This window comes from Niabella drilacis (assembly GCF_900101395.1).
Taxonomy (GTDB): domain Bacteria; phylum Bacteroidota; class Bacteroidia; order Chitinophagales; family Chitinophagaceae; genus Niabella; species Niabella drilacis.
This window is the reverse complement of the sequence record NZ_FMZO01000001.1, coordinates 699,713-725,343: the sequence shown is the minus strand read 5'-3', so window position 1 is coordinate 725,343 and position 25,631 is coordinate 699,713. Positions and strand designations below refer to the sequence as shown.

General features: G+C 49.4%; 14 protein-coding genes. 3 read left to right on the top strand and 11 right to left on the bottom strand.

The window, feature by feature from the left end; translation table 11 throughout:
• Nucleotides 1–220: 220 nt before the first annotated feature.
• A complete protein-coding gene (locus BLS44_RS02990) occupies nucleotides 221–526 on the top strand; it encodes a hypothetical protein (protein ID WP_090388501.1) in 306 nt (101 codons plus the stop codon).
• A gap of 130 nt (nucleotides 527–656) precedes the next feature.
• Here the strand turns inward: BLS44_RS02990 and BLS44_RS02985 are convergent, their stop codons facing one another.
• Nucleotides 657–2,330 (bottom strand): glutamine--tRNA ligase/YqeY domain fusion protein, encoded by a 1,674-nt coding sequence (locus BLS44_RS02985; RefSeq protein WP_090388500.1) that lies wholly within the window; start codon nucleotides 2,328–2,330, stop codon nucleotides 657–659.
• Nucleotides 2,331–2,919: 589 nt separating this feature from the next.
• Here BLS44_RS02985 and BLS44_RS02980 point away from each other — a divergent pair.
• Entirely contained in the window at nucleotides 2,920–5,973 is a 3,054-nt protein-coding gene (locus tag BLS44_RS02980; RefSeq protein WP_090388499.1) for a SusC/RagA family TonB-linked outer membrane protein, read from the top strand.
• A 54-nt stretch (nucleotides 5,974–6,027) separates the two neighbouring features.
• On the top strand, nucleotides 6,028–7,650 hold the full coding sequence (locus tag BLS44_RS02975) for a SusD/RagB family nutrient-binding outer membrane lipoprotein (protein WP_090388498.1): 1,623 nt from the start codon (nucleotides 6,028–6,030) through the stop codon (nucleotides 7,648–7,650).
• 73 nt (nucleotides 7,651–7,723) lie between these two features.
• Here BLS44_RS02975 and BLS44_RS02970 read toward each other — a convergent pair whose 3' ends face one another.
• The 10 genes from BLS44_RS02970 to BLS44_RS02925 form a co-directional block, all read right to left on the bottom strand.
• Nucleotides 7,724–8,854 carry a DUF4185 domain-containing protein gene (locus BLS44_RS02970; protein WP_245729078.1) on the bottom strand — a complete coding sequence of 377 codons (1,131 nt, stop codon included), beginning with the start codon at nucleotides 8,852–8,854 and terminating at the stop codon, nucleotides 7,724–7,726.
• On the bottom strand, nucleotides 8,851–11,466 hold the full coding sequence (locus tag BLS44_RS02965) for a GH116 family glycosyl hydrolase (protein WP_090388496.1): 2,616 nt from the start codon (nucleotides 11,464–11,466) through the stop codon (nucleotides 8,851–8,853). The genes BLS44_RS02970 and BLS44_RS02965 overlap by 4 nt, the downstream gene beginning before the upstream one ends.
• A 34-nt stretch (nucleotides 11,467–11,500) precedes the next feature.
• A complete protein-coding gene (locus BLS44_RS02960) occupies nucleotides 11,501–12,598 on the bottom strand; it encodes a GTP-binding protein (protein WP_090388495.1) in 1,098 nt (365 codons plus the stop codon).
• Between the two features lie 155 nt (nucleotides 12,599–12,753).
• Nucleotides 12,754–14,826: a glycoside hydrolase family 88 protein gene (locus BLS44_RS02955; RefSeq protein WP_090388636.1), complete on the bottom strand. Its 2,073-nt coding sequence runs from the start codon at nucleotides 14,824–14,826 to the stop codon at nucleotides 12,754–12,756.
• 48 nt (nucleotides 14,827–14,874) lie between these two features.
• Nucleotides 14,875–16,482 carry a DUF4185 domain-containing protein gene (locus tag BLS44_RS02950; RefSeq protein WP_176954291.1) on the bottom strand — a complete coding sequence of 536 codons (1,608 nt, stop codon included), beginning with the start codon at nucleotides 16,480–16,482 and terminating at the stop codon, nucleotides 14,875–14,877.
• Between the two features lie 57 nt (nucleotides 16,483–16,539).
• Nucleotides 16,540–17,919, bottom strand: coding sequence for a DUF4185 domain-containing protein (locus BLS44_RS02945; RefSeq protein WP_176954290.1), 1,380 nt, complete (start codon nucleotides 17,917–17,919; stop codon nucleotides 16,540–16,542).
• Between the two features lie 121 nt (nucleotides 17,920–18,040).
• Nucleotides 18,041–19,045: a glycoside hydrolase family 43 protein gene (locus tag BLS44_RS02940; RefSeq protein WP_245729077.1), complete on the bottom strand. Its 1,005-nt coding sequence runs from the start codon at nucleotides 19,043–19,045 to the stop codon at nucleotides 18,041–18,043.
• A gap of 3 nt (nucleotides 19,046–19,048) precedes the next feature.
• Nucleotides 19,049–20,269 carry a DUF1735 domain-containing protein gene (locus tag BLS44_RS02935; protein ID WP_090388492.1) on the bottom strand — a complete coding sequence of 407 codons (1,221 nt, stop codon included), beginning with the start codon at nucleotides 20,267–20,269 and terminating at the stop codon, nucleotides 19,049–19,051.
• Between the two features lie 45 nt (nucleotides 20,270–20,314).
• Entirely contained in the window at nucleotides 20,315–22,099 is a 1,785-nt protein-coding gene (locus BLS44_RS02930) for a RagB/SusD family nutrient uptake outer membrane protein (RefSeq protein WP_090388634.1), read from the bottom strand.
• A gap of 24 nt (nucleotides 22,100–22,123) precedes the next feature.
• Entirely contained in the window at nucleotides 22,124–25,315 is a 3,192-nt protein-coding gene (locus BLS44_RS02925) for a SusC/RagA family TonB-linked outer membrane protein (protein WP_090388491.1), read from the bottom strand.
• Nucleotides 25,316–25,631: the final 316 nt, after the last annotated feature.

Here is a 25,631-nt window from a genome sequence, read left to right as displayed (position 1 = left end):
TATCAGGCATAAAACGGGTGCAATCATTGAACCGGTCGCAATCAGGAAGACCCGGAACCTGCCGGTGGCCCGTGAAACCGGACTCTAACCCGGAACCATAAACGAATAGGCAGGGATATTGCCGGTACTTAATTTTTTTATAAAATGACAACACAGCAAAGCGAGTCCTGCCCCGGCGCCCTTTTTTTAACTACCTTAACAGTCTATATCGGTAAACACAATGAAACAGGATCAGCAAAAATCGCCCCATATTCTCAATGCCGCTTCCAACCTTACCGGCATCTGCTTTATCCTTATTACCTCCCTGCGGATCTTTGGCAACAAAGGCGAACGTACTGTGATAGACGAAGCAGCCGCTATTGCTATCCTGTTCTTTATGACCAGCTGCATCCTGTCCTTTCTTTCCATGCGAACCTCCGGCCGCAAAAGCCAGCAGCTGGAAACCTTTGCTGATTACCTCTTCCTTTCGGGATTGGGACTGTTATTTATTACCACGCTGCTGTTTGTATTCAACATCATCCATTGACAGCGGTCAGCTATCAGCCTTCAGCAGTCATCATTTGAAGATTTGAAAATAAGGGCATGTGTTAACAGGCAATAGGACGCCACACGGATTTAACCGAAAATGCAAACCTCAAACCTGGAACAGCTCACAGCTATTTCCCGGCTTTAGCCCAACTGTCTTTTAAAGTAACCGTACGGTTAAATATCATTTGTTCCGGTGTGCTGCCCGGGTCCAGTGTAAAATATCCTTTTCTCAAAAACTGGAAGCGCTCTTCAGGTCCCGCCGTTTTCAATGCCGGCTCCGCAAATGCCTGTCCAATGATCTTGAGCGAATCTTTGTTGATATAGTCGGTAAAATCACCTTCTGCATTTGCGGGATCTTCAACGGTGAAGAGCCGGTCATATTCATTTACCCGGATCGGGAAACAATCGTTTGCATTCACCCAGTGAAGTGTTCCCTTTACATGGATGCCGGAGGTATCTTCGCCGCTTTTGCTGTTCGCAAAATAGGAGCAGTTCAATTGAATAATATTTCCCGACGCATCTTTAACCACTTCATCACATTGAATGATATAGGCACTCTTTAAGCGGACCTGCTTGCCCGGCGCCAGGCGGAAGTACTTTTTGGGTGCCTCTTCCATAAAATCATCCCGCTCAATATACAGTTCGTTGCTAAAGGACAACGCCCGTGTACCCCCATCCGGGTCTTCCGGGTTATTTTCGGAATGCAGATGCTCGCCTGTTCCTTCGTAGTTGGTGAGTACTACCTTGAGGGGATCAAATACCACCATACGGCGTAACGCGATCTTATTCAAATGCTCCCGTGCACAAAACTCCAGCACCCCGGCATCCACCATATTATCCCGCTTGCCCACGCCAATGCGCTCACAATAGTCCCGGATACTTTCGGGGGTATACCCTCTCCGCCGTAAACCGGCAATAGTGGGCATGCGGGGATCATCCCAGCCCGACACATATTTTTCGTTGACCAGCTGCAACAGTTTGCGCTTGCTGGTCAATGTGTGGCTCAGGTTCCGGCGGGCAAACTCATACTGGTGCGAAGGATAGATCTCCAGTTTCCCGATCAGCCAGTCATAGACCTCCCGGTGCGGCACAAACTCCATTGTACATATCGAATGGGTAATATGCTCTATAGAATCGCTTTGTCCATGTGCAAAATCATACATCGGGTAAATAGCCCACCGGTCACCCGTGCGGTGATGATGCGCATGCTTGATGCGGTATAAAATCGGGTCCCGCATGATCATATTGGGCGCGCTCATATTTATTTTTGCGCGCAACACTTTTTCCCCGTCCCTGTATTTTCCCTGCCGCATTTCCTCAAACAGGCGCAGGTTCTCCTCTACCGTCCGTTCCGCATAATGATTTCGCCTGCCGGGCTGTGTTGGGGTTCCTTTTTGTTCGGCTATTTCCTCGCTGGTGCTATCATCTACATACGCCAGTTCTTTTTTTATGAGCGTTACCGCGTATTCGTACAGTTGCTCAAAATAATCAGATGCATAGAGCTCATTGGCCCACTCAAAGCCCAGCCATTGAATATCCTTTTTGATTCCATCCACATATTCTGTTTCCTCTGTTACCGGGTTGGTATCATCGAACCGGAGATTGGTGCCGCCCCCATACTTCAGGCTCAAACCAAAATTCAGGCAAATGCTGCTGGCGTGACCTATATGCAGGTATCCGTTAGGCTCCGGGGGAAACCGGGTCATGATGGATTGATACTTTCCCGCAGCCAGATCCGCCTCCACGATCTCTTCCAGGAAATTCAGGCTCTTTTTTTCTTCCGCTTTTATTTCTTCTGTCATAAAATAACATCAATTCAGTGTGCAAATGTAGCTAATTGTCCGTAAAAGAGTTAGCCCGGCAAAAGCCCCTTTTAAAACAGGAGCCCGCGTTATGACCGGGTTGGAGCTTTTTAATTTTTTTTTTAAGTTTCAAAAACTATTATTTATATTCGGTTTAATAAAGAACCCAGTATTATACATGAAAGAAAGCCCCTCCCAGGTATATTACCTCCCTCCAGACATTTGTGCCCTGCAGGTGCTGAAAAAAAACTAAAAAAAAAGCCCGTTTTTCACAGCCCACTGGCACGAAATTTTATTGTTCACCAATGCAAAAGATCATCATACATGAGAAGAAAACGATCCGTTGCACTTTGTTTGCTGCCCGGCGTATAAGCCCGTATATGCCGTAACAACAGCACCCTGACTCGCAGGGGGCCGTAATCCACCGGGTTACGGTGCGGGAAGTGTTTTTTATGCATCAGCAAAAAAGGACCACGATATGTGGACGGGGAAAATATTGCCTGTTCCCGTCCGGATCAAATCCGGTACAGGAGCCCCCTTCTTTTTAATAAGGATTTTATTATTCACTAAAGCAAAACTACCAACAAAAATGAAAGCAAAACAATTCATTGCCTTCTGCCTGTTCCTGCTTTGCGCTTTTGCAGCGCGGGCCCAGGACAAAGGCGTACACGGACGTGTTACCGGAGCAAACGGAGCGCCACTTTCCGGTGTAACTGTTATCTCCAGGAAATCGAACAAGGCCGTCGTCACCGACGCCAATGGGAATTACAGCATCTCCGCTGCTCCCGGCGAAGTGCTGGTCTTCTCTTATGTGGGCTATGCCTCCAGGCAGGCTTCCGGAAAAAGCGGGGAAGCACTGGACATTACCCTGCAGGCTTCCGATACAGAGCTTACCACGGTAGTGGTAACAGCACTGGGCATTAAGCGTGCCGAACGGTCGCTCACCTATTCCACGCAAACGATCAGCGGATCGGATCTCGTAAAAGCCAAGGATGTAAACCCCATGAACAACCTGACCGGTAAAATTGCCGGATTGCAGATCAACCGGAGCTCATCCGGTATCGGGGGGTCCGTAAATATTGTTTTGCGTGGATTAAAATCCAACCGGAACAACCAGCCCCTGTATGTGATTGATGGGCTACCTGTTGTAAATACGGCCGGGAGCGGTTCCACCGGCCCTTTCGGAGGCAACACCGACCGGGGGGATATCCTCAGCAGCATTAACCCGGATGATATTCAAAGTATCAATGTACTGAAAGGAGCCTCTGCATCGGCATTATACGGAAGCCAGGGCGCCAACGGAGCGATCATGATCACCACAAAAAAAGGAGCCGCCGGTACCACCCGCGTCGATTTCTCCAGCACGGCGAATATTGACCAGGCATTTTACCTGCCCAAACTACAATACCGTTACGGGCAATCGGCATCGGCCAAGGGCGATGCCGAAGACAGCTGGGGAAAGCCGGGTTCTTACAACGATCATGTAAAAGACTTCTTCAACCTCGGCACCACCTTTATCAACAGCATCGCCATAAGCGGCGGTACGGACAAATCGCGCAACTATTTTTCCTATGCCAATACTGCCAACAAAGGGGTTATGCCCACCAACACTTTTAAGCAGCATACCCTGAGTTTCCGCAATTCGGCTAAGCTTTTCAACGACAAACTCAGCTTTGACGGAAGCCTGATGTATGCCTTCCAGGATGTGCACAACCGGCCGGCCTCCGGTCTCTATTTCAACCCGCTCAGCGGTTTGTATATGTTCCCGCGCGGACTGGACTTTGACAATTTCAAAAACAATTACGAGTATCTCTCTCCCACCCGCAACCTGTTGCTGCAAAACTGGTTCAACATCAACGCAGATGCGGATTTGGGCGGCACCCACCACTCCCAGAACCCCTATTGGATCTTAAACAAGATCCCAACGGATCAGACCCGGCATAGCCTCATCGGAGCCGTAAGCCTTAAATATGACCTGAACGACTGGCTCAGCATCAGCACCCGCGGTACACTGAACCGCGTATGGAATAAATTTGAGCGGAAGGTGGCTGCCGGAACACAGGGAGTGCTCTCCGGGCAAACGACCGGTGGTACCCCTGTGGATAATGGCCGGTATATCCGCGAAGAGATCGCCTCTACCAATAAGTACGGCGACCTGTTGCTGATCGGCAACAGGGACCTGAACGACGACCTGGCATTCAATTTCACCGTGGGTACGGCCATTGCTGATCTGAACAGTTATGGGTGGAACCTGGATGCCCGGCAGCTGAAAGCAGCCAATGGCTTCTCCCTGGCCAACCTCTCCCGCAAAGACCCTGTGAACGCGCTCACCGAGGTGTACCAGCGGAACCAGACCCAATCGCTGTTCGCCTCTGCCAACCTCGGGTTTAAAAAATACCTGTTCCTGGATCTCACAGGCCGGAACGACTGGTCCTCAACCCTGGCCAGCACGCCCAATGAGAAGAGCGGATTCTTCTATTATTCTGCGGGTATCGCTACCGTGTTGTCCGATATACTGCAGCTGCGGAACAACTACAGTAAACTGCGGCTGTCCTATGCCCAGGTTGGTAACGGTGTGGGTGTATTTGTGTCGCAGATACCCGAAGCCACTATGGCAAGCGGCAATATTGTGGCCAACAGCGCGGGCGTCTACAACGATATTCCGCTGAAGCCCGAGATCAGCAACAGCTGGGAACTGGGTTATGAAGGCCGGTTCATCAACAACCGGCTGACCGTTGACCTTGCCCTGTATAAGACCAATACCAAGAACCAGTTCTTCACCTTCCAGGGGCCGCTGGGCTTACTGAACACCACCGTTTACCTGAATGCCGGGAACGTGGAGAACAAAGGGGTTGAACTATCGCTGAACTACAACGTAATCAAGCAAACGGATTTCAGCTGGAGCACAGGTGTCAACTACACTGCCAACCGGAACAGGGTACTGGAGCTGCATCCCCGGTTAACCAATGCTTACCCCATCGCTAACTTCAATGTACTGCGGGTAGGCGGATCCTTTGGCGATTTCTGGGGAAAGACCTTCCTGAGAGATGCGAACGGAAAGATCGTCGTGGACAACAACGGCACCCCGCTTGCATCAGCAGACGGTTATATCGGCAGCTCCAATCCCAAAGCGCTGGTAGGCTGGAACAACAGCTTTAACCTGGGCAAATTGTCGTTAGATTTTACGGTTGACGGCCGGTTTGGCGGGCAGGTGATCAGTATTACCCAGGGATACCTGAACTCATTTGGGGTAAGTAAAATAAGCGCCGATCAACGGGAGACCGGTGTAACGGTAGACGCGGTAGACCAGGACGGGAAAGCCGTAACCAATGTTCCTGCCCAGAAATACTACCAGGGTGTTGGGAACCGCGATGGGATCATTGAAGGCGAGGTTTATGATGCTACCAATATCCGGCTCCGGCAGCTTTCCCTGGCCTACCATATCCCTGTAAAATCAAATTTTATCAAAAATGCCAGCGTGAGTCTTGTGGGCCGCAACCTGTTCTTTTTTAAAAACAATGCGCCCTTTGATCCGGAGCTGAGTTCCACCACGGCCACCGGAACCGATGGCGGGCAGGGGCTCGACAGTTTTGGGCCACCCACCACCCGCAGCTATGGTCTTAACCTGAACCTCAGTTTTTAAGAAGCACAATAATGCGCTTCCATTCAAATAATTAATGCAGAAAAAATGAAGACAATGAAATCATTAAAATATTTTATCAGCAGGTTTTGCTCATCTGCCGCGGCAGTGCTGCTGCTAACGGGGTGTACCAAAAATTTCAAAGACCTCAACACCAACCCCATCGGGCTTACAAAAGAACAGGCTGATGCCGATTATACTTTACTATCGGCATTCCTGCAACAGGCGCAACGGTTTATTATCCCGGAAGATGTTGGCACCTACCAGTTATCGGAGAACCTGACCAGCGATTCGTACTCCGGTTATATGGCAGCGGAAGCCCCGTTTGTATCCAATGCCAACAATCTTACCTACAGCCTCCAGGATGGGTGGAACGCTACGATATGGACATCGCGCTATATTAATGTTATGAACCCGACCTACAAGGTGATCGCTGCGGCAAAGGCGAACCCCGAACTTAAGGACCTGGAAGCCCTGGCAAGGATCGTAAGGGTTTCGGCCATGTCGCGCGTAAGTGATAAAATAGGCCCCGTCATTTACAGCCATTATAATATACCCAATGAGGACGGAACGATCAGCTATGATGCCCAAAAGGACGTATACCCCCTGTTCTTTAAAGACCTGGATACTGCGATCGGCATATTAAAAGAGCTGCCGGAAACCATTTCGCCCCAGATGAAGAATGCAGACCTGGCTTATACCGCAAATAATTATGTAAACTGGCTCAAGTATGCCAATACCTTAAAACTGCGGCTGGCGCTGCGTGTAGCTATCATTGATGGTGCTATGGCCAAAACACAGGGCGAGTCCGCACTGGATCCGGCAAACGGAGGATTGCTGAGCGAGAACAGTCAGAATTGTTCCGTAGGCCTGAGTGTATCACACCCGCTCAACGTGATCGTAAACGACTGGAGCGACACGCGTATGGGAGCGCCAATGGAGTCGATCATGGGCGGATATAATGATCCGCGCATATCAAAATACTTTCAGAAAGCCACGGACCCGGTTGTAGCCGGGCAATATAAAGGGATCCGGTGCGGTATTAATATTGATGAAAAATCAAGATACGATTCCTATTCCAAGCTGGTGTTCTTCCCTGTTAACAATATGCAGCTGATGGTGGCAGCGGAATCCTGGTTCCTGAAAGCGGAGGCCGCATTAAGGGGCTGGGCCAATGCAGGAAATGCCAAAACCAATTATGAAACCGGTATTGACCGTTCTTTTGCCATGTATGGACTTGCTGCAGAAGCCAGCGCCTATAAAAGCGATGCCACCAGCAAACCCAAACCCTATATAGATCCGAAGGCCAGGACCGCAGGAGAGAATGATGTGCCGGCCGGATCTCCGAACCTCAGCACCATTACCATCAAATGGAGCGATGCCGACAATAATAACCGCAAGCTGGAACGGATCATTACCCAAAAATGGATTGCCCTGTTCCCCGATGGCGAAGAGGCATGGGCTGAATACCGGAGGACGGGATACCCCATCCTGTTCCCTGTAGTAGTTAATAAAAGCGCCGGTGCCATCCCAACGGTGCCCGGCATCCGCAGCATTCCCATTCCCCAGGTAGAATTCACCACCAATAAGGCCGCAGCCACAGCAGCAGTTGCTACCGTTGGCGGTTCCAATAACGGCGCCACCCGGCTTTGGTGGGATGTGGCCAATAAATCGTTCTGACAAAATCACACACAAGGGGCCGGCTCATTCTATAAGCCGGCCCCTTTATTATTTGATAAAACACCATTCAACCCTACTCCCCTTCCTGCTTCAGATCGGCCTTCATTAAAAAGACATTATAATCTTTCCAAACCGACATCAGGAAATAAAGTTCCGTCCCGTTTTGCGAAGGGTAAATAAAAGACCCGTACAGGCCCGGGTAATCGGCAGCGTTTACCAGCGTTTTGGGAGCGCTCCACCCCCGCTGCAACTGTTCCGAATCGCGCAGCACCAGCGCCTTGCGGCTTACGTCCAGGTATACAACGATCCACCGCCGAAAGGTTTCATTATAGATCACCGACATTTCACCGGCCGGAGCTTCGATCACCGGTGTTGCCATTGCTTCATCACCCTTTACCCAGCCCCGGGCTTCATTCCAATACGCAAACTGTTGCCGGAAAGCAAGCCCTTTTTCAGTCGCCCGCAACAGATAGACGGGGCCATGCCGGCCGGCAGGTGTTCCCAGCATATAGACCCAGCCATCCTTTTTTGTAAAAGCGGCCTGGGCAAATTTACTCGCTGCCGGAAATCGTACTCCTTTACAGGAATGCCATGTTTTTCCATTGTCAGTGGAGCGGAACAATCCAGCGTAATTGATGTTCCATTTACCCGGCGTACCCCAGCAATGAATGTTCATACAATGCACATAATCCGCTCCACCTGCATGAATGGCCGCCGTGGGGATCATCGTATGTTCCCCGTTGCAATCCGGGTCATGCCTGCTGGCGATCACTTCTTTCGCTGCCGTCATACCCCCAGCGGTAAGCATTCCATTTAACGTAAGCCCATCAGACAGGTTGTTATCTGATGAAAAGGCCAGTATATTGGAGCGCCAGTTCCCCGCTTCACCCGGACCGCCCGCACCGGGTTTAAAATCACGGCCATAGGTATCACCAAAGAAGAGCCCCACTGTTCCGTTTCCCATGCGCCACGCAATGCCCAGGTCCGTGCCGCCTACGTCATACCTTATATCAGTCTGGTTAGGATTGGGAAACCGCTCCCCTGCACGGGTTGCCCCGGTCACCCGCGCTATCCTTTTTACATGGGCAACAATAACATTTCCCGGAAGCACGGCAGGCTCCGGTTTCAGAAATACCGGCACTTTTACAAGCACCGGCATCCACAACAAAAGCTTTAACCGTTGCCAGTGAACAGGCCTCCTCATACTGCGTACCGGATCTCTTTTATAACAATACTGCCATGGGCGATTTTCAACTGTGCCATTTTATTTTTATACGATACCGTCCCAAACCCGGTAGCCGTTGAAAGAAAACAGGTAAAGTCACCGATCTTTGAATCCACATACAAGATTTTATCAACCGCATCATATCTCAGGCCGGTAAGCCCCTGCAACATACCATAGCTCGACATAGCCCTTGCATACCAGTGCCCGCATTCATATTCGTTAAACGGGTTGCGCACCCTGCCATTATACCGGTCGCGACAGGCCCTCACGATCTCCAGTCCTTCCTTTACCTTCCCCATCATCATTAAATGAGCGGCTACCTGGTACTCGATCCCCGTCCACACTTCGTTGCTATACACAAAAGGCAATGATAATTTTCCACCCTTTGGCCATGTACATAACAGCAAACCACCTTCATTGCCCAATGCATAGGCCGGTCGCTGCGGGTTCACATGCCCTTTAAGGCTCTTCTTTAAATTATACCGGTGCACGGAAAGCAGGTGACTACTGATCTTCTGAGGATCAACGGGATCCTTTAGCCCGCAAACCGCGGCGATCCAGCTTCCCAGGACGCCGTCCGACAAACAGCCGCTGCCGTACTGATACTTGGGCCCTTCCTTTTTCAGGATCTCCACCGCTTCTTTGGAATAAGCGCCTCCAAAGGACTGTGCTTCGGCAGGATTCTGCGCCTTTAATCCTTCCCACTGGATCTTTTGAAAAAAGAATTCACCATTATACAGCTGATTTTCCAGGAAGGCCTTCCCATTTTCCAGCAACGAGCCGTAAACAGTCACATCCTCCTTTAAAAAGCGCCCCATTGTAATAATGGATTGCAGGGCTCCCAGGTAAAAAGTGGTGCACATGGCATCGGGTCCCCAAAATTCGATATCATAGGTATTATGATGCGGTTCCTCCAGCACACCTTTATGCTTCGGATCCCAGGTATCGATGCAATAGTCAAGACTGCGCTTTGCAAGCGGGTATATTTTTTTCATCCAGGTATGATTTCCGCTGATGCGCCATTCCCGGTAAGCCTTCATGATCCCACCCAGCTGACCGTCTGCCGCTGCATGAAAATCGTGCTTCACCGGGCTGATGGGCATGTTGGCCCGAAAGGTCTGATGTCCTGCCGCACTCTGGTCCTCGCAAAACTCAGTATTCCGCAGCCCGATCTCCAGCCGGGGAAACAGATGACAAATGGCCTGCGCATAGTTCCATACATGCGTGCAGGTTCCATGACAGCATCCCGATTCATCGCTGCATCCCTCCCATGCCCACATACGCCCGTCATACTGGCGCAGCACTGTTGGCGACTTTAATATGGTAAGATTGGCCGCTACCGCCTCCATGACCTCGGCGGGGAGGGTGCTGCTGTAAAATGCGTCCTTAAATAAGATCGATTTTTTTTTCAATGCATCATATTGCTGCAGCCAGTACCCGGTTACGGCCTGTATATCCTTAAACCGGGAGGCATACCAGGGCTGGTATTTTTCGCCGGTAAACTGCACATAGGATTCCAGTCCCGATTCCAGCGGTGTGATGCAGCAGCTATCATTATTGCATGAAGCTTTGCCATCGGGGCCTTTATCCTGTATACGCAGATCGGCTTCGGGAACATACCAGGCCATCATGATGCGGATCGTTCGCTGAGCACCGGGCGCTAAAGTAAACGGGATAAATAAAGAAGCCCCCGGCGCATCCCAGTCTACCGGCGGATTGTCTTTTGTATCTCCGGCTTCAATGGTATTCCAGATCATCGTTACGGGGTCAAACCATCCTCCCCGGAACCAGCAATAGTCCGTAACCGGGTGTTGATCTGCTGTTGTATAGATCGCAAAATCTGTTTTTGTGAAGGGCTTATCCCTGCCCGGCTCCTGTGAAAGTACAAACCCGTTGTCCATTTTCCGGATGCGCGCCCGCTCACCCCGTGCCACGAAGTTTTTAGCATTATAGGAGAAAACCGCTTCCAGTGTTTTTCCTGAGCGGTTCACAAACCGGTACTCCAGTGCGCCCGCGGGCAAACCGGAATCATCTTCCGATCCCGGGATAAAAGGGCTCCATCCCGTAAGCGTTACATCCAGGGGTACTGCTTTATCTTTTAATTCAACGATGCCAAAAGGAAATCTTGCCTGGAATGATGCCTCTTCAAAACGCGGTAATCCATAGCTGGTACCCCCGGCTCCATTCCCAGTTCCCCGCTGGCCAAAGATCTTCCACTCCGGCACTGGTCCCTCCAGTACCCTTGCCACAGGCTGAACGCCCTTTACGCAAACCGCGGCAAATACATTGGGCTCAAAAAAAACCTCCGGCCGGTTATTGATCGACATATGCGAAATAGCACCGGTACCTTCCAGGCAAAACATGCCGGCTCCCAGTCCCCCAATGGGGAAAGCGACCCGGTTCAGGTATTCGCCTTTGTAAGCGCCATTGTATGCCCTCGACGCTGCAGGCAATTTATGTTCCCGAACGTTGCCGGGTAAACCGTTCTTATCCTCCAACGTCCCTGCGCCCGTGGTTCCGGAAGCGATAGCAGCCAGGCTTCCCAAGCCTACCTTTTTAATAAATGACCTTCGGCCTTTTGTACTGTTCATGAAATCCGTTTTTATTTTAAAGGAACTGTTTCCATCAGACCACCACATAATCGTACTTATACCGGGGGCGGGGGTATCCGGGGCTCAGCGACCGGCACCGGCGAACCTCATAAAACATTCCCTCGCTGACCGTTTCTGCCAATGCTTCAAATACCTGTTGCTCCAGCAGGCGCGGGTCTGCCTCCACCCTCGCATTGATGGTCATTGCTGCGATATTGCTGACACCCGCGGTTCCCCTGAACTGTAACGTATCCAACGTGCCCGTCTGATTACCCACCCGGTATTGATTGCCCATACATTCGATCATCACTTTTATATGCCCCACCGGCGCCTGCACTCCAAGCAGGTCATTCAGCCGGTAGAAATACGCTTCCAGGAAAACGTCCCAATCCACTGTGGTTCCCTGCAACAGGACAACAGCATTGAGCCAGCCCAGGACCGCCTCGCCTTCGGCATAAACCGCATAGTCTACGGCTGTTATCCGGCTCCCGGAAACCGTGCCGGTCATTACATCGTTCAGCCAGCCGGTCACCCCCGCCCCGCTACGGGCGCTGATGCACCGCACATCCCGCCCGGGAAATACGAGTTCCGTTTTTCCCGTTAAGACCTGTAGCCGTTCCGGGCTGATCCTGTCTGCCTTTGTAAGCCCTATCAGATCACTTTCTTCCAGCTGCTTCCGGTAAATATATGCCGCAGACGGATGCATGCCGGCATCATCGCCCTCAAGGATGCGTTCCAGTTTTTCCGGGTCAGCCAGTACGGTAAACGGGGCCAGTTCCAATACAGCCCGCATCTGTTCTTTCAGGGGCTGCAGGATCGTTGCTGAAATATCCGTGCAGCTCCCCACCGGCTCTGCAATGATCACATCAATTTTCTCCCGGTGCCGCATCAGCGCTTCGACGGCTTCTGTAAACCCGTTGTAATTGCAGCAAAAGCAACTACCGCTTATTTCCTTTACAACACCGTTTGTTTTTGTTAAAAGACGGGTATCTACCAGGCCTTCTGCCTGATCGTTGGTGATCAGGCCAACGGATCTTCCACCGGCAGCGAGAAGCCCGGAAACAGACTGCAACAGTGTTGTTTTACCGGCCCCCAGAAATCCCCCCACGAAGATCAGTTTTACCTTACTCATATTACATTTTTATTATTGCTGCACCAGGGAACTGTTTTTACTAACAACGGGCTGTATCAAAGTTATTATTAAAACGGGTTAAAAGGCAGCAATGCCGTCTGTATTAATTACAGCTGTACCCCGGCTGGCCATGCCAGTGCATCAGGGCATACCCATCAGAACGGCTTCCTGAACAGGTCCGCGCCATAGTGGTCGCAGATCCTGTTATAAGCCTCTGCTGCCGCACCGTTGCCCCAGTCATAGATGGTAAATTCCCCGATACCCAGGCCTTGTGCGTCTGTTGCACCGTCATGCCCGTAGTTCTCCATCATAAACCCATAATCCCTGTCATTAAAAAAGGGCCACCGGGCCTGCCATTGCTGCATGGAAGCGGGATTCAGCGGCGTATACATCATTACAAAGGATGCCTTCAGAGCAGCGATCGCCCGCTGACAGTAATCCGGCCGGTGCAATAATTTTCCATACTGAAAAATCAGCTCGGCAAAAAGGCTTTGTCTTGAATCATTCCATTCCGCATCGGCATTCATTACGCCAAAACCTCCCAGGGTACGGACTGCCATATACGGCGGCTGCCAAACAGCCTGAAACATTAGCAGCTCATCCAGCGTACGCTGGCCCCATTGAAGATATTCCTTATTTTGGGTAAGCCTGTAGCATTCAAGAAGTGCCTGCGCTGTCCAGAAAATAGAAAAGTTATTTTGCTTGAACATATTATTACGGGCAATTTTTTTACCCACCCAATCATTACTTCCTACCCGGCTGCAGGACCAGTAAGTTTCAAAATCCTCCCATTGTCCAGTGGGGATGATCTTTTCCATAACTGCCTGCATTGCTTTTGTGGCGCTGGCCCTGTAACGCCGGTCTTTTGTCAGCTCATATAATTTCAGCAGGAAGGTTACAGAAATGCTGGTTTCGGGCGACTGGTTCAAATGATCCATAGGTTTCAGATCCTCCAGCTTCAGCCAGGCCGGAAAAAAGCCGGAGGCATCCTGCAACCGGATCAGTGCATCAGCATAACGCCGGGCATATTCCAATAATCTTTTATCCTTTTCCAGCTCATCATACCAAACCAGCATCCAGTAAGCGGTAAAGCTCATGTCCGCAATATGGTATGGAGCTGCCCGTGCATCCCAGGTATAGGGGTTACGGTTGGAGTTGCCAAAATACTTTGTTCCCCATCCTTTCGACCGCTGGTACTTTTTGCCATCAGCTCCTGTTACCTCTTCCATTTCAGTAGCTATTACCGAAGGGAAAATACCATTACGCTGTGGGAAGGAAAGCGCCAGCTCTTTTGTTTTTAATGCCAGTTCCTTCAGCTCATTACGATGCGTCCGCCGTGCAAAACGGTATAGTCCCTGCGCAGACCGAAGCGAGTTAAACCAGGCCTGGTTCCAGATGGAAGTAAATTCCCGCTGGTTCTCAGCCCCCGGGTAACCGGGGCTTTGAGTTACGTTTACAATAAACACCGGTGCACCTACCTGCTTTCCATTCCATTCAAACTCCTGCCAAACCGGTTTCCGCCAGCTGGTAAATGCCCATTGATAGGTTTGACGTATATAGGGCTCCATATCGTTATGATGCAGCGGCTCTCCCTGGCGGTATAAAGGAGCGCCCCATCTGCGCCACATAAAGTCTACCGTCCTTTGCCAGGGATTGCGAAGGTCTTTGGGACTATCTGAAAAAATACAATAAAATGCCAGCTGAACTGCTCCTGCCGGGAAAAAGGCCCCCGGTGCTTTTTCAAAGAGCACGTGTTCTTTCACTTTTGTATTTCCCATTCCAACAACCAAAAGATTCTGTGCTGCGTTCATATCCATATACCATGGCACGGGGCTACCCTTTTGCATCAGGTCCAGATCGGGTATAATGGTGAGCATCTGCGAAGCATCCGTAACAATCAACGCAGGCGCCCGGAATACATGTTGGGCGATCACATGGTTGCTATCCGGAGTCAGGTGCGGAGCCCAGTGAAAACGGGGTTGGAATGCCGGCCGGACGGATAATTGCCAGCTACCTGTTTGTACTCCTTCTTTCAGATGAAGTGATACCTGAACTTTATATATATTTTTTTCAACTTTGCTGTAAACAATGTCCATCGCTGTTGTGTCTAACCCCAAAGAGCTGATATTGTTAATATACCGCTTTAACTCAGCCGGCATATTGCCTTGTGCAAGGGCTGAACTACAATGATTCATCAGAAGAAAGAGTGCCCATATCCCATATTTCATACCCGCTCTTTTTAACATACGTCAACTATTTATTTAAAAATAAAGATATTACCGGTTAAAGACCGCTAACTCCCGGATCGTCGCAAGCAAACTGCTCTTACCGGGTTTGCCAACAATCCTGATACCATCTCCCGAAATCCTTTTGAAAGTTATAATATATTTATTCCGGGAGGATGAATGCTCATTTTGGTAAGAAATGCGTTTGATCTTTGTCTTTACATTTTTCCACCTGAAATTTTTCCGGACCTGTACCCGCACACCATCTGTGGTTGCTTTAACAGCTGTGTCCGCAGTTCCGGAATAGTACACCAGCTCATTCATACAATAGGGCCTGCTGAAGCTATACCCCCAATAATATTCCTGTCCCTTTTCCGGGAGCAACCTGTTCAGCCCTGCCTCCTGCTCCAGGCCGGCATCATTTAAAAAAGATAAGTGACCCCTCCGGAGACTTCCGCCCAAAAGCGGTGTAACAATATCGGGGGGGCGATTCGCTGCAATATTACTGTCAGAGCGGTCGGCACGGGTCTTTAGATTCTTTACGTAGGGAACCAGCCATAATTTCCTGTAAGCAAAATTATAATGCTTTACACCGCCCGAAAAGGTACTGCTGACCAGTCCCATCATCTGCCCATCTTCACTGATGAATTTGGAAGGAGCTACAACTGCATAGCCGCCATATTGTTTTTCTGTCCAGGGATACGGACCAAAATCATAAGAAAAAAACAATTTCCATGGACCCCAGGGGCTTGGTGCTTCATAAAATTCAAAAGTAAATTCTGTCCATGAAGTATAAATATACCGCTGCAGCGGTTTGTTATACACAACCGATCCCTGGGAGATCACACTGAAATCCTTACTCAACCCTGGTTGCCCGCTATTGGCCGGATAGCGCCTGCGCAGATCTTCCAATACCGGTTTTTTATCGGAAATATCCGGAGACCATTGCACATACCTGCCCCGGGTGCCTGAAAAAAATTCCCAGGCAGAGCGGTCCAGTATCTTATCCGCGGGAACGCGGGCCAGGTAAAGCCGTTGCGGATCCGGTACAATATCATTATAAGAATCCCGCCAGTTACTGTCTAACCCATATGCATATACATAGTGATCGAAAACATTGTCCCGGTTATCTTTCCCATAATCCAGGAACATGATCGTGGTAAATACATAATCGATAAACATAGGCTGGTCAGGGCCCTTCCAGGTACGTCCCTTATCAGCCGAAGCATAGATGCTGGCAACCGGAACTTCATTAAATGTGCGTTTCCCTTTTTTATTTAAGTGCTGCACGGCCAGGTACAGAATGCCCTTTACAGAGATCATCCCGGTAGGCTTCCGGTTATATTGAGCCGTGTCCAGAAACAGGTCCGCCACCTGGTTGCCCGAAGCCAGCCGGACGCCGGACAGGCTGTTATCCGCAATCATCCCCGAAACCCTGTTTACCACGATATCGTCCCATTCCCCGTTCAGGTCAAATCCCTTTCCATCTCCATTGGCAGCATACAGCTGGTCATCATCGGACCAGGCAGCCGGCCACAAATCGCCGTCACTCTGTGTATCTGTTCCAACCGGCTCTACAGCCGCCGCTGCAAAGAAACGCTGCTGCTCCCTTACAGGGATACACGAATAAAGACATATAAAAATAAAAATCCAGAACAACCGCATTCTTTCAACTGCTTATTTCGTTTTTTAGCATCTGTTTCCTCCAGGGTCGCCTTACTCCATAAAGGCCAGTTCTGCCTTCATAAAAAAAACATTATAAGGGACCCACTGCGACATATTAAAATAGATTTCCTTTCCCCCGCTCAGGGGGTGCACAAATGCTCCATATAAGGCCGGATACAGCGAGGTATTGACCAGTATATTGGGTCCGGACCAGGGACCGCTGACATCATGAGCATAACGGATCTCCAGGTCGCGGTCTCCCAGGTAGGTTAACATCCATACATGATAATATTGGTTAAATGAAAGCGACGCCTCTCCCATAGCGCCATTGAAAAGCGGAGTTGCAGCCGTTTCATCATTCACGATCCATTGTGTTCCGTTCCAATATTCGTGGGCTGGCTGGTTCAGCAGATCCTGCTCCCGGCACCGGGCCAGATATGGAACTGTACCCCTCAATACTTTGGTGCCTACGATATAAACATAGCCATCTTTTTTTGCATAGGCCGAACAGGTAAATTTACTGCCCGCTGGATAGTACACGGAGGTACACCGGGTCCAGTTCTTACCATGATCTGCTGATTGGTACAATGAAGCAAAATTGGTTACAAACCCATCCCATGATCTTAAGTCCCAGTAATGCACGTAGTCTATGCCCTTCACATGAATTGCCCCTGATGGAATCGCGGTGTATCCATTGGGCGATTTGGGAATAATCTGCCGGGCAAAGTTATCATTACCGGGATCGGCAGCCATGTGATCAATCGACAAACCATCGTCCAGGTGTGCATCGCCTGAAAAACCTAATGTATTGTACCGCCATTGACCGGCAGCCCCGGGGCCACCACCCACCGGCTTAAAATCGTTGCCATAGGTATCCCCAAAGAAAATACCGGTCTGGCCGTTCTCCATATCCCACATAATTCCCAGGTCCGTTCCACCGATGTTCCATCGTGCTGTTGGTGCAGGGTTGATTATTTTTTCGCCCGCCAGGGGAGCACCGGTTAAGCGGGAGATCCGGGTCAACTTAACCGGAACCAGGCCGGTTTGCGTATTTACATAAAGTCTTTTGGTATCAACGGGCTTTCCCCCCTGGTCAATCACCACAATTAAAAAAGCATAGATATCCTGTTTGTTCCCGGGAATGTCAAACCTGAAATCGTACTGACCCGATAATTGTGCAGCCGGCACCCGAACATATTCCGAAAATTTACCCGGAGCCGTTTCCTGCTGGATTTTCAGTTCTTTAATAAGGTGGGCATTTTGCAGCTGAATAACCGCAGACACGGCGGTTTTCTTACCCGCATACAGCGTATCTTCCGCAATCGTTATGGATGGCTGTCCGCCAGCCTCCGTTTTACGGCATGCGTGCAGCGGTAAAAATATCCCTGCCAGGATACCGGCTGCATATTTCATGAACGGTAGCTGTTTCATTATTCTTTTTCTTTTGAGGGCGCTTCCCATTCCTCAGGCCGCCGCCATAAACAGGATGCATCATCGCCCGCCGGGGCCGCACCGGGTTTTATCTTATTCCCCGGCATATTGATATGCGCCGCTACTTCTCTGTTTTCAAAAAAGTAAAACTTTGCGTATCCATCACTAATTGATCCGCGCCACCCGGGCTGGCAATAAATTTTGCTTTTACCATTGCCGTACGGCGGGGCGATACTTTGTCCATGGCATTATGGGTATGGCATACATAGTACATAGATCCATCCGTATCCGTAAATAGATCACCGTGCCCGATGCCCGGTTTGCCCGTATTACCCATGCTCAATATCGGGTTTTCGGCGGCTTTTGTCCAGGGGCCCATAGGGCCGGAAGCCGTGGCATAGCCTACTGCATATTGCTGGCTCTCAAAATGATTGGCAGCATATACCAGGTAGTAGATCCCTTTGTGCTTTAATACGGTAGGCCCTTCCGTAACCCTTGCCTGTATTATTTCCCACGGCGCTGTAGCTGTTATACATAAGGTACGCGTGCTTTTATCAATAGCGGTAAAATCATCATTAATGGCCGCTACATAAATTTTATTGCCGTTGGTAATGTCTACATGATAAAGATACTTTTTGCCGTCATCATCAATAAAAACATAAGGATCTATGTTTTTCTGATCAAAGGCAATAGGCGCCGTTGCAACAAACGGGCCTTCCGGGCTGTCCGATGCAGCAATAGCGATCTGCTCATTGGCTACATAGGCCATATAAAATTTATTATGCTGATGCCATACCTGCGGCGCCCAAAAGCCTTTGGTGCCAAAGGACTCCCCCACTGTCAGCACAAATCCTCCTCCCGGTCGCGCCGAAGGTTGCCATTGTTTTTTATCGGAAGACACGTACGCCCTGATTCCTTTATCCGGTGTACTTCCATCCGTACCATAGAGGTAATATTTTCCCTGGTAAAGAAAAATAGTGGGATCAGCCTGGTAAAGAGGCTGACCCGTTGCAGCAGGCGGATCCGGCACGGGATCTTTCTGAGCGGACCCCTTACTGCAGGCGCAGAAAAGGATCCCTAATATACAATAGCCCGATAAAACGGATATTCTGAATTGTTGCATCATATCTTAGAAAAAATAAGTTTTATCCGGATCAAAAGCAATAGCGTATAAACCATTTGTTTGACCAAGCGCCAGTATTTCATTTCCTCTCACGATAATTTTCCTGAAGACATTCCAGCCGGTCCCCACTTTCTTTCCGGCTCCCGGCACGCCTCCGGTCACAGGATAATACCATAAATCGCCGGCTGCATTCACACAAATCAATGCATTGGGATTGGTGGAAGGATACGCCACTATTTGTGTATAATCGAACGCAGTGGCCACCTGGGTCCTGTTCACATTTATTTTTGAAAACATAGGTTGCCTCCACAAAGTGCCGCCATTATCCCTGGTAAAAAGGTAATCACCAAAGGGAGTAATCAGGTATTTATCCCAGAAATCTCCCTGCCAAAACGTATTCCAGTCCGCAATTGACCTGATAATATTTTCGGCCGGTTTGGGATTATTTTGTGTGATATTTTCGGGAAACATATCAAACCGGAATAGCCCGGCCCAGTAAGGCGCATTTCTTACCATCATTGCTTTTTCGTTCACATAGTAGAAGGATTCTGATGCATCCCAGTTAATGCCGATATGCAGCGGGGCCTGTTTATAAAAGCCTTTATCATCCGGCAGGTACATCAATATATCCTTTGATACCTTCTCATTGGAAATAACCGTATTTTTTGGCCCGATGCTAAGGATCCCTCCCCAGTTGCTTCCCAGGTTCAGTATTTCCGGCTGTCCCACTTTTACCAGGTAATAAGTAGTGGCATATTTGGGCAGGATCTTGCCGCCGCCCTCCACGGATTGTATGCTTATGGGCAATATATAGGTTTTAAATAACGCGAGTGATTCATTGGACTTAACGGTCAGCGTTAATTTATCCGTACTGCGGTCCCCCGCACGTATAACAGCAGCAGCAGCGCTTAGCGAGTAATTAGCAGCAGGTAATAACGGGTAATTTGTTCCATACCGGTCATTAAAAGCCGTTACTCCGGCTTCATCCACTTTAAAAGATACATTGATATCGCCCGCTGCATTTTCAAGCCCCCCCAGGCTGGCGCTATAGCCTAACTCAAAGGAAGCCTCATCCCTCGTTACGGCTACCACGGTAGAATCATCAGCAGCACGCGGCATATACACGTTCTTGTATAGGTCAGGATCTTCAATGCCGCTGTTATATTTATCGCAGGAAGCAAGGACCATTGAGATACAGGCTATGATAAAAATTATTTTACTTTTCATTTTTATAGTTTTATTGTGATGGAGGTATTCAGCCGGTGTATTTTATTACCAGTACATACTCTGCTGTAAATTGTGGTCTTTGTCCAGCTCTGACTGTGGCACCGGCCAGAAATAATCCCGGGGCGCCAGGAAAACCCTTTTTTCCACAACCGTTCTCTTATAAAACGACGCATCGGTTGCCGAGGTACCTGCGGTTATATTTAACCCGTACAGGTTGCCGCTATTGGTAGCTGCCGCAATCTTCCATCTTCTTGTATCAAAATAACGATGCCCTTCAAAAGCCAGCTCTATCCGGCGCTCCTGCCAGATCTGGGCACGCATATCCTCCTTAGAGAGCCCATCCTGCAGATTGGGAAGCCCCGAGCGGTTACGGATGGCATTTACATATTTGTATACATCTGCCACCGGTCCCTGGCTTTCGTTCAACGCTTCAGCATAATTCAGGTACTGTTCGCCCAGGCGGAAATAAATAAACGTTTTGAGATCCCACCCGGTATTGGTTACAATATTGATCAGCGGGTTGGAGAACTTCCGCAATACATACCCGGTTTTAGAAAAGTCGGAAGCGTTTTTAGAAGCGCCGTCTTTGCCGGAATACCACATCTGGATCGCGGTATTTTTCCACATCTGCCCCGAAAAGTGAACACTCGCATAAAAACGGGGTTCCCTGTTCACATACATATTACTTACTCCTGCAGGCCAGTATTTTCCCGCAGCAGCCGTAAATCCGTTTTCTGTATATCCCGTTGCGCTATTGATAACGGGCGTGCCATCTGCATTATACCCCGTGATCACGTTACGGCCCAGGGTATCCCTGTAGGCATCTACCAGTTGCTGGGATACGGACATGATCGAATACCCCCCATAGCTTAAGGGATTGGAACAACGTTCCAAATGCTGAAAAGCCTGGTAATTGGTGGCCCACAGCACTTCCTTATTATGGTTTTGCAGGAATATATTTGTATAATTCTGCAGGGGTTCATTACCGGCAGCCGTATAAAGACCATAGCCTCCCGCCTCGCAGGCATCAATACATGCTTTTGCCGCATCGGCCGCAACCTTCCATTTATTGGCGTCATAGCTTTGCGGGAACAGGTTGACGCCGTCCGGGTCTTTAAAGCTTTTGAAGTCATTATTGCCGTTGAATAAAGGGCTGGCGGCATAAAGCAGCACCCGCGCCTTTAATGCCAGCGCAGCGGCCCTGGTAGCCCGGCCCAGCTTGTCGCTGGATACGGCAATAGGCAATAAGTCGATGGCCTTATCACAGTCCTTAACAATAAAATCCACACAGGCTTCTACCGGCGACCTTTTAATGGTTGTAAAATCCTCTGAAGTATTCCAGGCCCTGTCCATTATGGGAAAAGCGCCATAAAGCCTGAACAGCATAAAATGATCATAGGCCCTGAGGAAATAAGTTTCCCCCAGCCAGGAGTTCTTGTTTTCCTGCGTATAGCCATCCTGGAAAGGCAGCTGGTCTATATTTTCCAGGAACAGGTTGGCCTTGCGGATGGTTTGATAAGCAAACTGCCAGTTGTCCAGAATATTCTGGGAGTTCCATCCGCCATTGTTCAGATAATGCACATAACTGCCCGGGAAAGTGATTTCCATTTCATCGGAAGAACCCGTCCATGGGGCCCTGTTCCCGGGATCTACAGGGTTAATGTCCCACTCCTGGCCGGCATACATGGAAGTCAGGAATGCCTCGGTATGCAGCCTGCTGGCAAAAACATCTTTGAGCGTAAGATCTTCATCAGGGGTCTTATCCAGGTACTTTGAACATGAGCTTAAGAGGAGGAGGAGCAGCCCCGATACAAATAGTTTCGTTTTCATCAGTATATTTTTTAAATACATTAATTAAAAGTTGACCTGCAACCCAAAGTTCACAGACCGTTGCAGGGGGTAGCGCCCCAGGTTATCCGCGTCCAGCCCGTTATTGGTGCCGTTATTTGACTCGGGATCGAGGAACTTCAACTTGTCGAACGTTAACAGGTTGGTGCCGTTTATAAAGAACCGGAGGCTTTTCAACTTGTACCTTTTCATCATCAGCTCCGGCAGGCTGTAACCAATTTCAGCATTTTTCAACCGCAGGTAAGCGGCGTTCCTGAGATAAAGTGAAGAGTACTGAAAATTGTTCGAATTGTTTTCAGGGGTGGCTGCGGGATAGCGGGCATCCGTATGTTCCGGCGTCCACCGGTTATCATAATATTCCTTCAGTATATTATAGCTGCCCGGGCCTCTTAAAAACGGAAAGACAGAGGGGCCTACGGTAAATATGCTTGTCCTGGCTGCTCCGTTAAAAAACACGCTCAGGTCCACACCTTTCCAGGCAACGGTACCGCCAAAACCATAAACGATTTCGGGATCGCGCGGGTGGCCATCCAGGAATATATAGTCATCGGCATTAATAATGCCGTCGCCGTTCACATCTGCATACCTGATATCCCCCGGCCGCACCTGGCCAAACCTTTGCACCGGGCTCTGGTCTATCTCCTCCTGGTCCTTAAACAATCCGATTGCCTGAAGGCCATACGGGGCCCCGATAGAATGCCCCCGGGCAGATTGATACGGTACCCCTTCTCTCAGCGGCTGGTCATTTTCAATAATCTTGTTGTGCGCATAGGTAAAATTCCCCATGAATGAGAAATACACCTGATTGGGAGCAGGCTTGTTCTGGAACTTTAAGCTGGCGTCAATACCATGGTTCTTCGATTCCCCCAGGTTACCGAAAGGAACAATCCAGGAAAAATATCCTGCTACGTAAGGAATGGTTCCTCTACGGATCAACATCCCCTTTCTTCTTTCACTGAACGCATCTACCTGCAAAGTGAGCATATTGAAAAGCTCTGCATCAAAGCCTATATTTTTTTTGAAGGAAGACTCCCAGGTAACGTCTGTAACCCCTATCTGGCCTTCGTCATAGCCTTTATATCCCTGCTGGCTGCTGCCAAACCAGGCCGTATTGGCATCTTTGGTTATTGTGGTGAGGTATAGAAACCGGATATCATTATTCGGCGTTATCCTGTCATTACCCACCTTGCCATAAGAACCTCTTATTTTCAGCTGGTTCATCCAGTCTATATTCCAGAATTTTTCGTTGGAAACGATCCAGCCGGCAGAGACAGAGGGAAAAAAGCCATAACGTTTATCCGGCGGGAACTGCTCGGAACCGTTGATCCCCGCGTTAAATTCTGCCATATACCGGTTGTCATAAGCATAGGTGGCCCGCCCGGCATAGCCCCGGCTCCTGTAAGGTAAAGCCAGAATAGATGTAGGTGCTGCCAGGTAGGTATCTTCTTTCTGGTTAAACAATAATAAACCGCCCACGTCATGTTTACTGCTAAAAGTACGCTGGTAGTTCAGGGAGCCTTCTATGTATGAGCCCCTGTCATTACTGCTGACAAATTTTGCATACCCAAGGTTACCGCCTTCCCGTACCACCGTATATTTGTCTTCCTCCGAAACAGGATCCTTGCCCATGTACTGTTTAATTTCGTAAGCCCTGATCCGGTCAATCCCGCTGAAATTATAATAATCATACGCAAAGCGGCCGTTAACAGACAGGCCTTTGGTAACCAGGCGGGACAGATCCCATTTGGCGGCCAGCGTGCTTTGCAGGGTATGCCGGGCCTGATCGGAATAGCCACTCTGCGTAACCAGTGCATAAGGATTACGGCCCAGGTAAGAAGCACCGCCGGCTACGGAGCCATCCGGGTTCTTTACCGGGTACTGGATCGGGGAAATAACCCCCAGGGCACTAAAGATATTCGGCATGGGGGTGCCGGGGTAATGACCGTTCTGGATGATCGCCCCCAGACCAACCGTAAGGCTGAACGTTTGGGAAAGCTTTACGTCAATATTCGACCGGAAATTATACCGCTTCAGGTTGGAGTTGGTGTTAAACTTATTCAACCCATCCTCTTTATACAGCCCCGATTGCATTAAAAAGCCCACATTGGTATAATAACGCACCATTTCCGAACCACCGGAGATGTTGAGGTTATGAATGGTCTGGTAAGTATGTTTTTTAAGGATCACATCTGTCCAGTTCACATTCGGGTGTAAATAAGGATCAGTGCCATCGGCATATTTCTGCAGGTCTTCATCGGAATAGGACACATTCTCCATCCCGGCATGGCGCTGGGCTTCATTCAGCAGGCTGGCATATTCATAGCCGTCAATGTACTCCGGCATCCTCAATGCGGTCAGCTGGGCGGCTTCTGACCGCAGGCTGACAAGAGGTTTGCCAATCTTGCCTCTCTTGGTGTTGATCAGGATTACGCCGTTTGCACCGCTTACACCATACACGGCAGTGGCAGAGGCGTCTTTTAAGATGGTAAAGCTTTCTATTTCCTCCGCCGTAATATTATTCATATCCCGGCCTCTTACCCCGTCAATCAGTACCAATGGCCCGTTACCACCCGAAAACGAAGCCTGGCCCCTGATGAATACCTGGGCCTGATCGTAGCCCGGTTCCCCGCTGCTCTGCCGCGTTATGATCCCAGGCAGCCGGCCACCAATGGCATTGGACAAAGAAGGCGCCGCCGCACGCTGCATATCGCTCGCCGACACCGATGAAACAGCGCCGGTAACCGTAATTTTCTTCTGCGTTCCATAGCCCACCACTACTACTTCGTTCATTTTCTGTGCTACCTCATCAATGTAAAGGGTGATGGCTACATTCCGTTGCCCACCCGGCAACATCCGTTGGGTAATATACCCAACGTTAGAAATTTCAATACTGTCGGCAACGTTGTTCATTTCGAGCATGAACCGGCCGCTTAGGTCTGTTGAAGTGCCCTTATTGGCAACACCTGTTATTTTAACGGACGCGCCCGGTATAGGCTTGCTGTTCTCATCGGTAACAATCCCGTGCAGCACCCAGCTACTCGACGGAACGGTGTCCTTCAGGCAGTTTGTTTTGTGGCTCATGGCGGAAGGAGTACCGCTTGCCTGCCGGTAAAACATTAACAGGCAAACGCTCCATAAAGCCATTAAGCAGCTCCGCCGTAATGAGCGGTCAAATGGAAGGTTTCGTTTTTGGTTCATAACTATAGAAGATTAAAAGATGACGGGACTTGCCCCGCTATAAATAAAATGTTCAAAAAATGCTTAATCGTTTAAACTAAAAATCCTAATGGTAACACCCGGACGCACACATCCAAACAGTTTTTTAAATCCGGCTTTTGCCTGCTGCACTATTCAAGACAATCGTAAAAGCTTAATCGTTTAAGTAAAGATAAAGTTTTTTTATAAACACCACAAAAAAAATATATGATTTCCGGAGCAAGAAACAGCGGGGAACGGTGTGTTATCAGTTATCAGCGGTCATTAAACAATATTCAACCACATTCAGCAATGTTCC

Coding starts and splice junctions, on each gene's coding strand:
- BLS44_RS02955 (WP_090388636.1), bottom strand. CDS start 14,826: ATGAAATATGGGATATGGGCACTCTTTCTTCTGATGAATCATTGTAGT.
- BLS44_RS02925 (WP_090388491.1), bottom strand. CDS start 25,315: ATGAACCAAAAACGAAACCTTCCATTTGACCGCTCATTACGGCGGAGC.
- BLS44_RS02945 (WP_176954290.1), bottom strand. CDS start 17,919: ATGAAACAGCTACCGTTCATGAAATATGCAGCCGGTATCCTGGCAGGG.
- BLS44_RS02970 (WP_245729078.1), bottom strand. CDS start 8,854: ATGAGGAGGCCTGTTCACTGGCAACGGTTAAAGCTTTTGTTGTGGATG.
- BLS44_RS02985 (WP_090388500.1), bottom strand. CDS start 2,330: ATGACAGAAGAAATAAAAGCGGAAGAAAAAAAGAGCCTGAATTTCCTG.
- BLS44_RS02975 (WP_090388498.1), top strand. CDS start 6,028: ATGAAATCATTAAAATATTTTATCAGCAGGTTTTGCTCATCTGCCGCG.
- BLS44_RS02965 (WP_090388496.1), bottom strand. CDS start 11,466: ATGAACAGTACAAAAGGCCGAAGGTCATTTATTAAAAAGGTAGGCTTG.
- BLS44_RS02960 (WP_090388495.1), bottom strand. CDS start 12,598: ATGAGTAAGGTAAAACTGATCTTCGTGGGGGGATTTCTGGGGGCCGGT.
- BLS44_RS02980 (WP_090388499.1), top strand. CDS start 2,920: ATGAAAGCAAAACAATTCATTGCCTTCTGCCTGTTCCTGCTTTGCGCT.
- BLS44_RS02930 (WP_090388634.1), bottom strand. CDS start 22,099: ATGAAAACGAAACTATTTGTATCGGGGCTGCTCCTCCTCCTCTTAAGC.
- BLS44_RS02940 (WP_245729077.1), bottom strand. CDS start 19,045: ATGATGCAACAATTCAGAATATCCGTTTTATCGGGCTATTGTATATTA.
- BLS44_RS02990 (WP_090388501.1), top strand. CDS start 221: ATGAAACAGGATCAGCAAAAATCGCCCCATATTCTCAATGCCGCTTCC.
- BLS44_RS02935 (WP_090388492.1), bottom strand. CDS start 20,269: ATGAAAAGTAAAATAATTTTTATCATAGCCTGTATCTCAATGGTCCTT.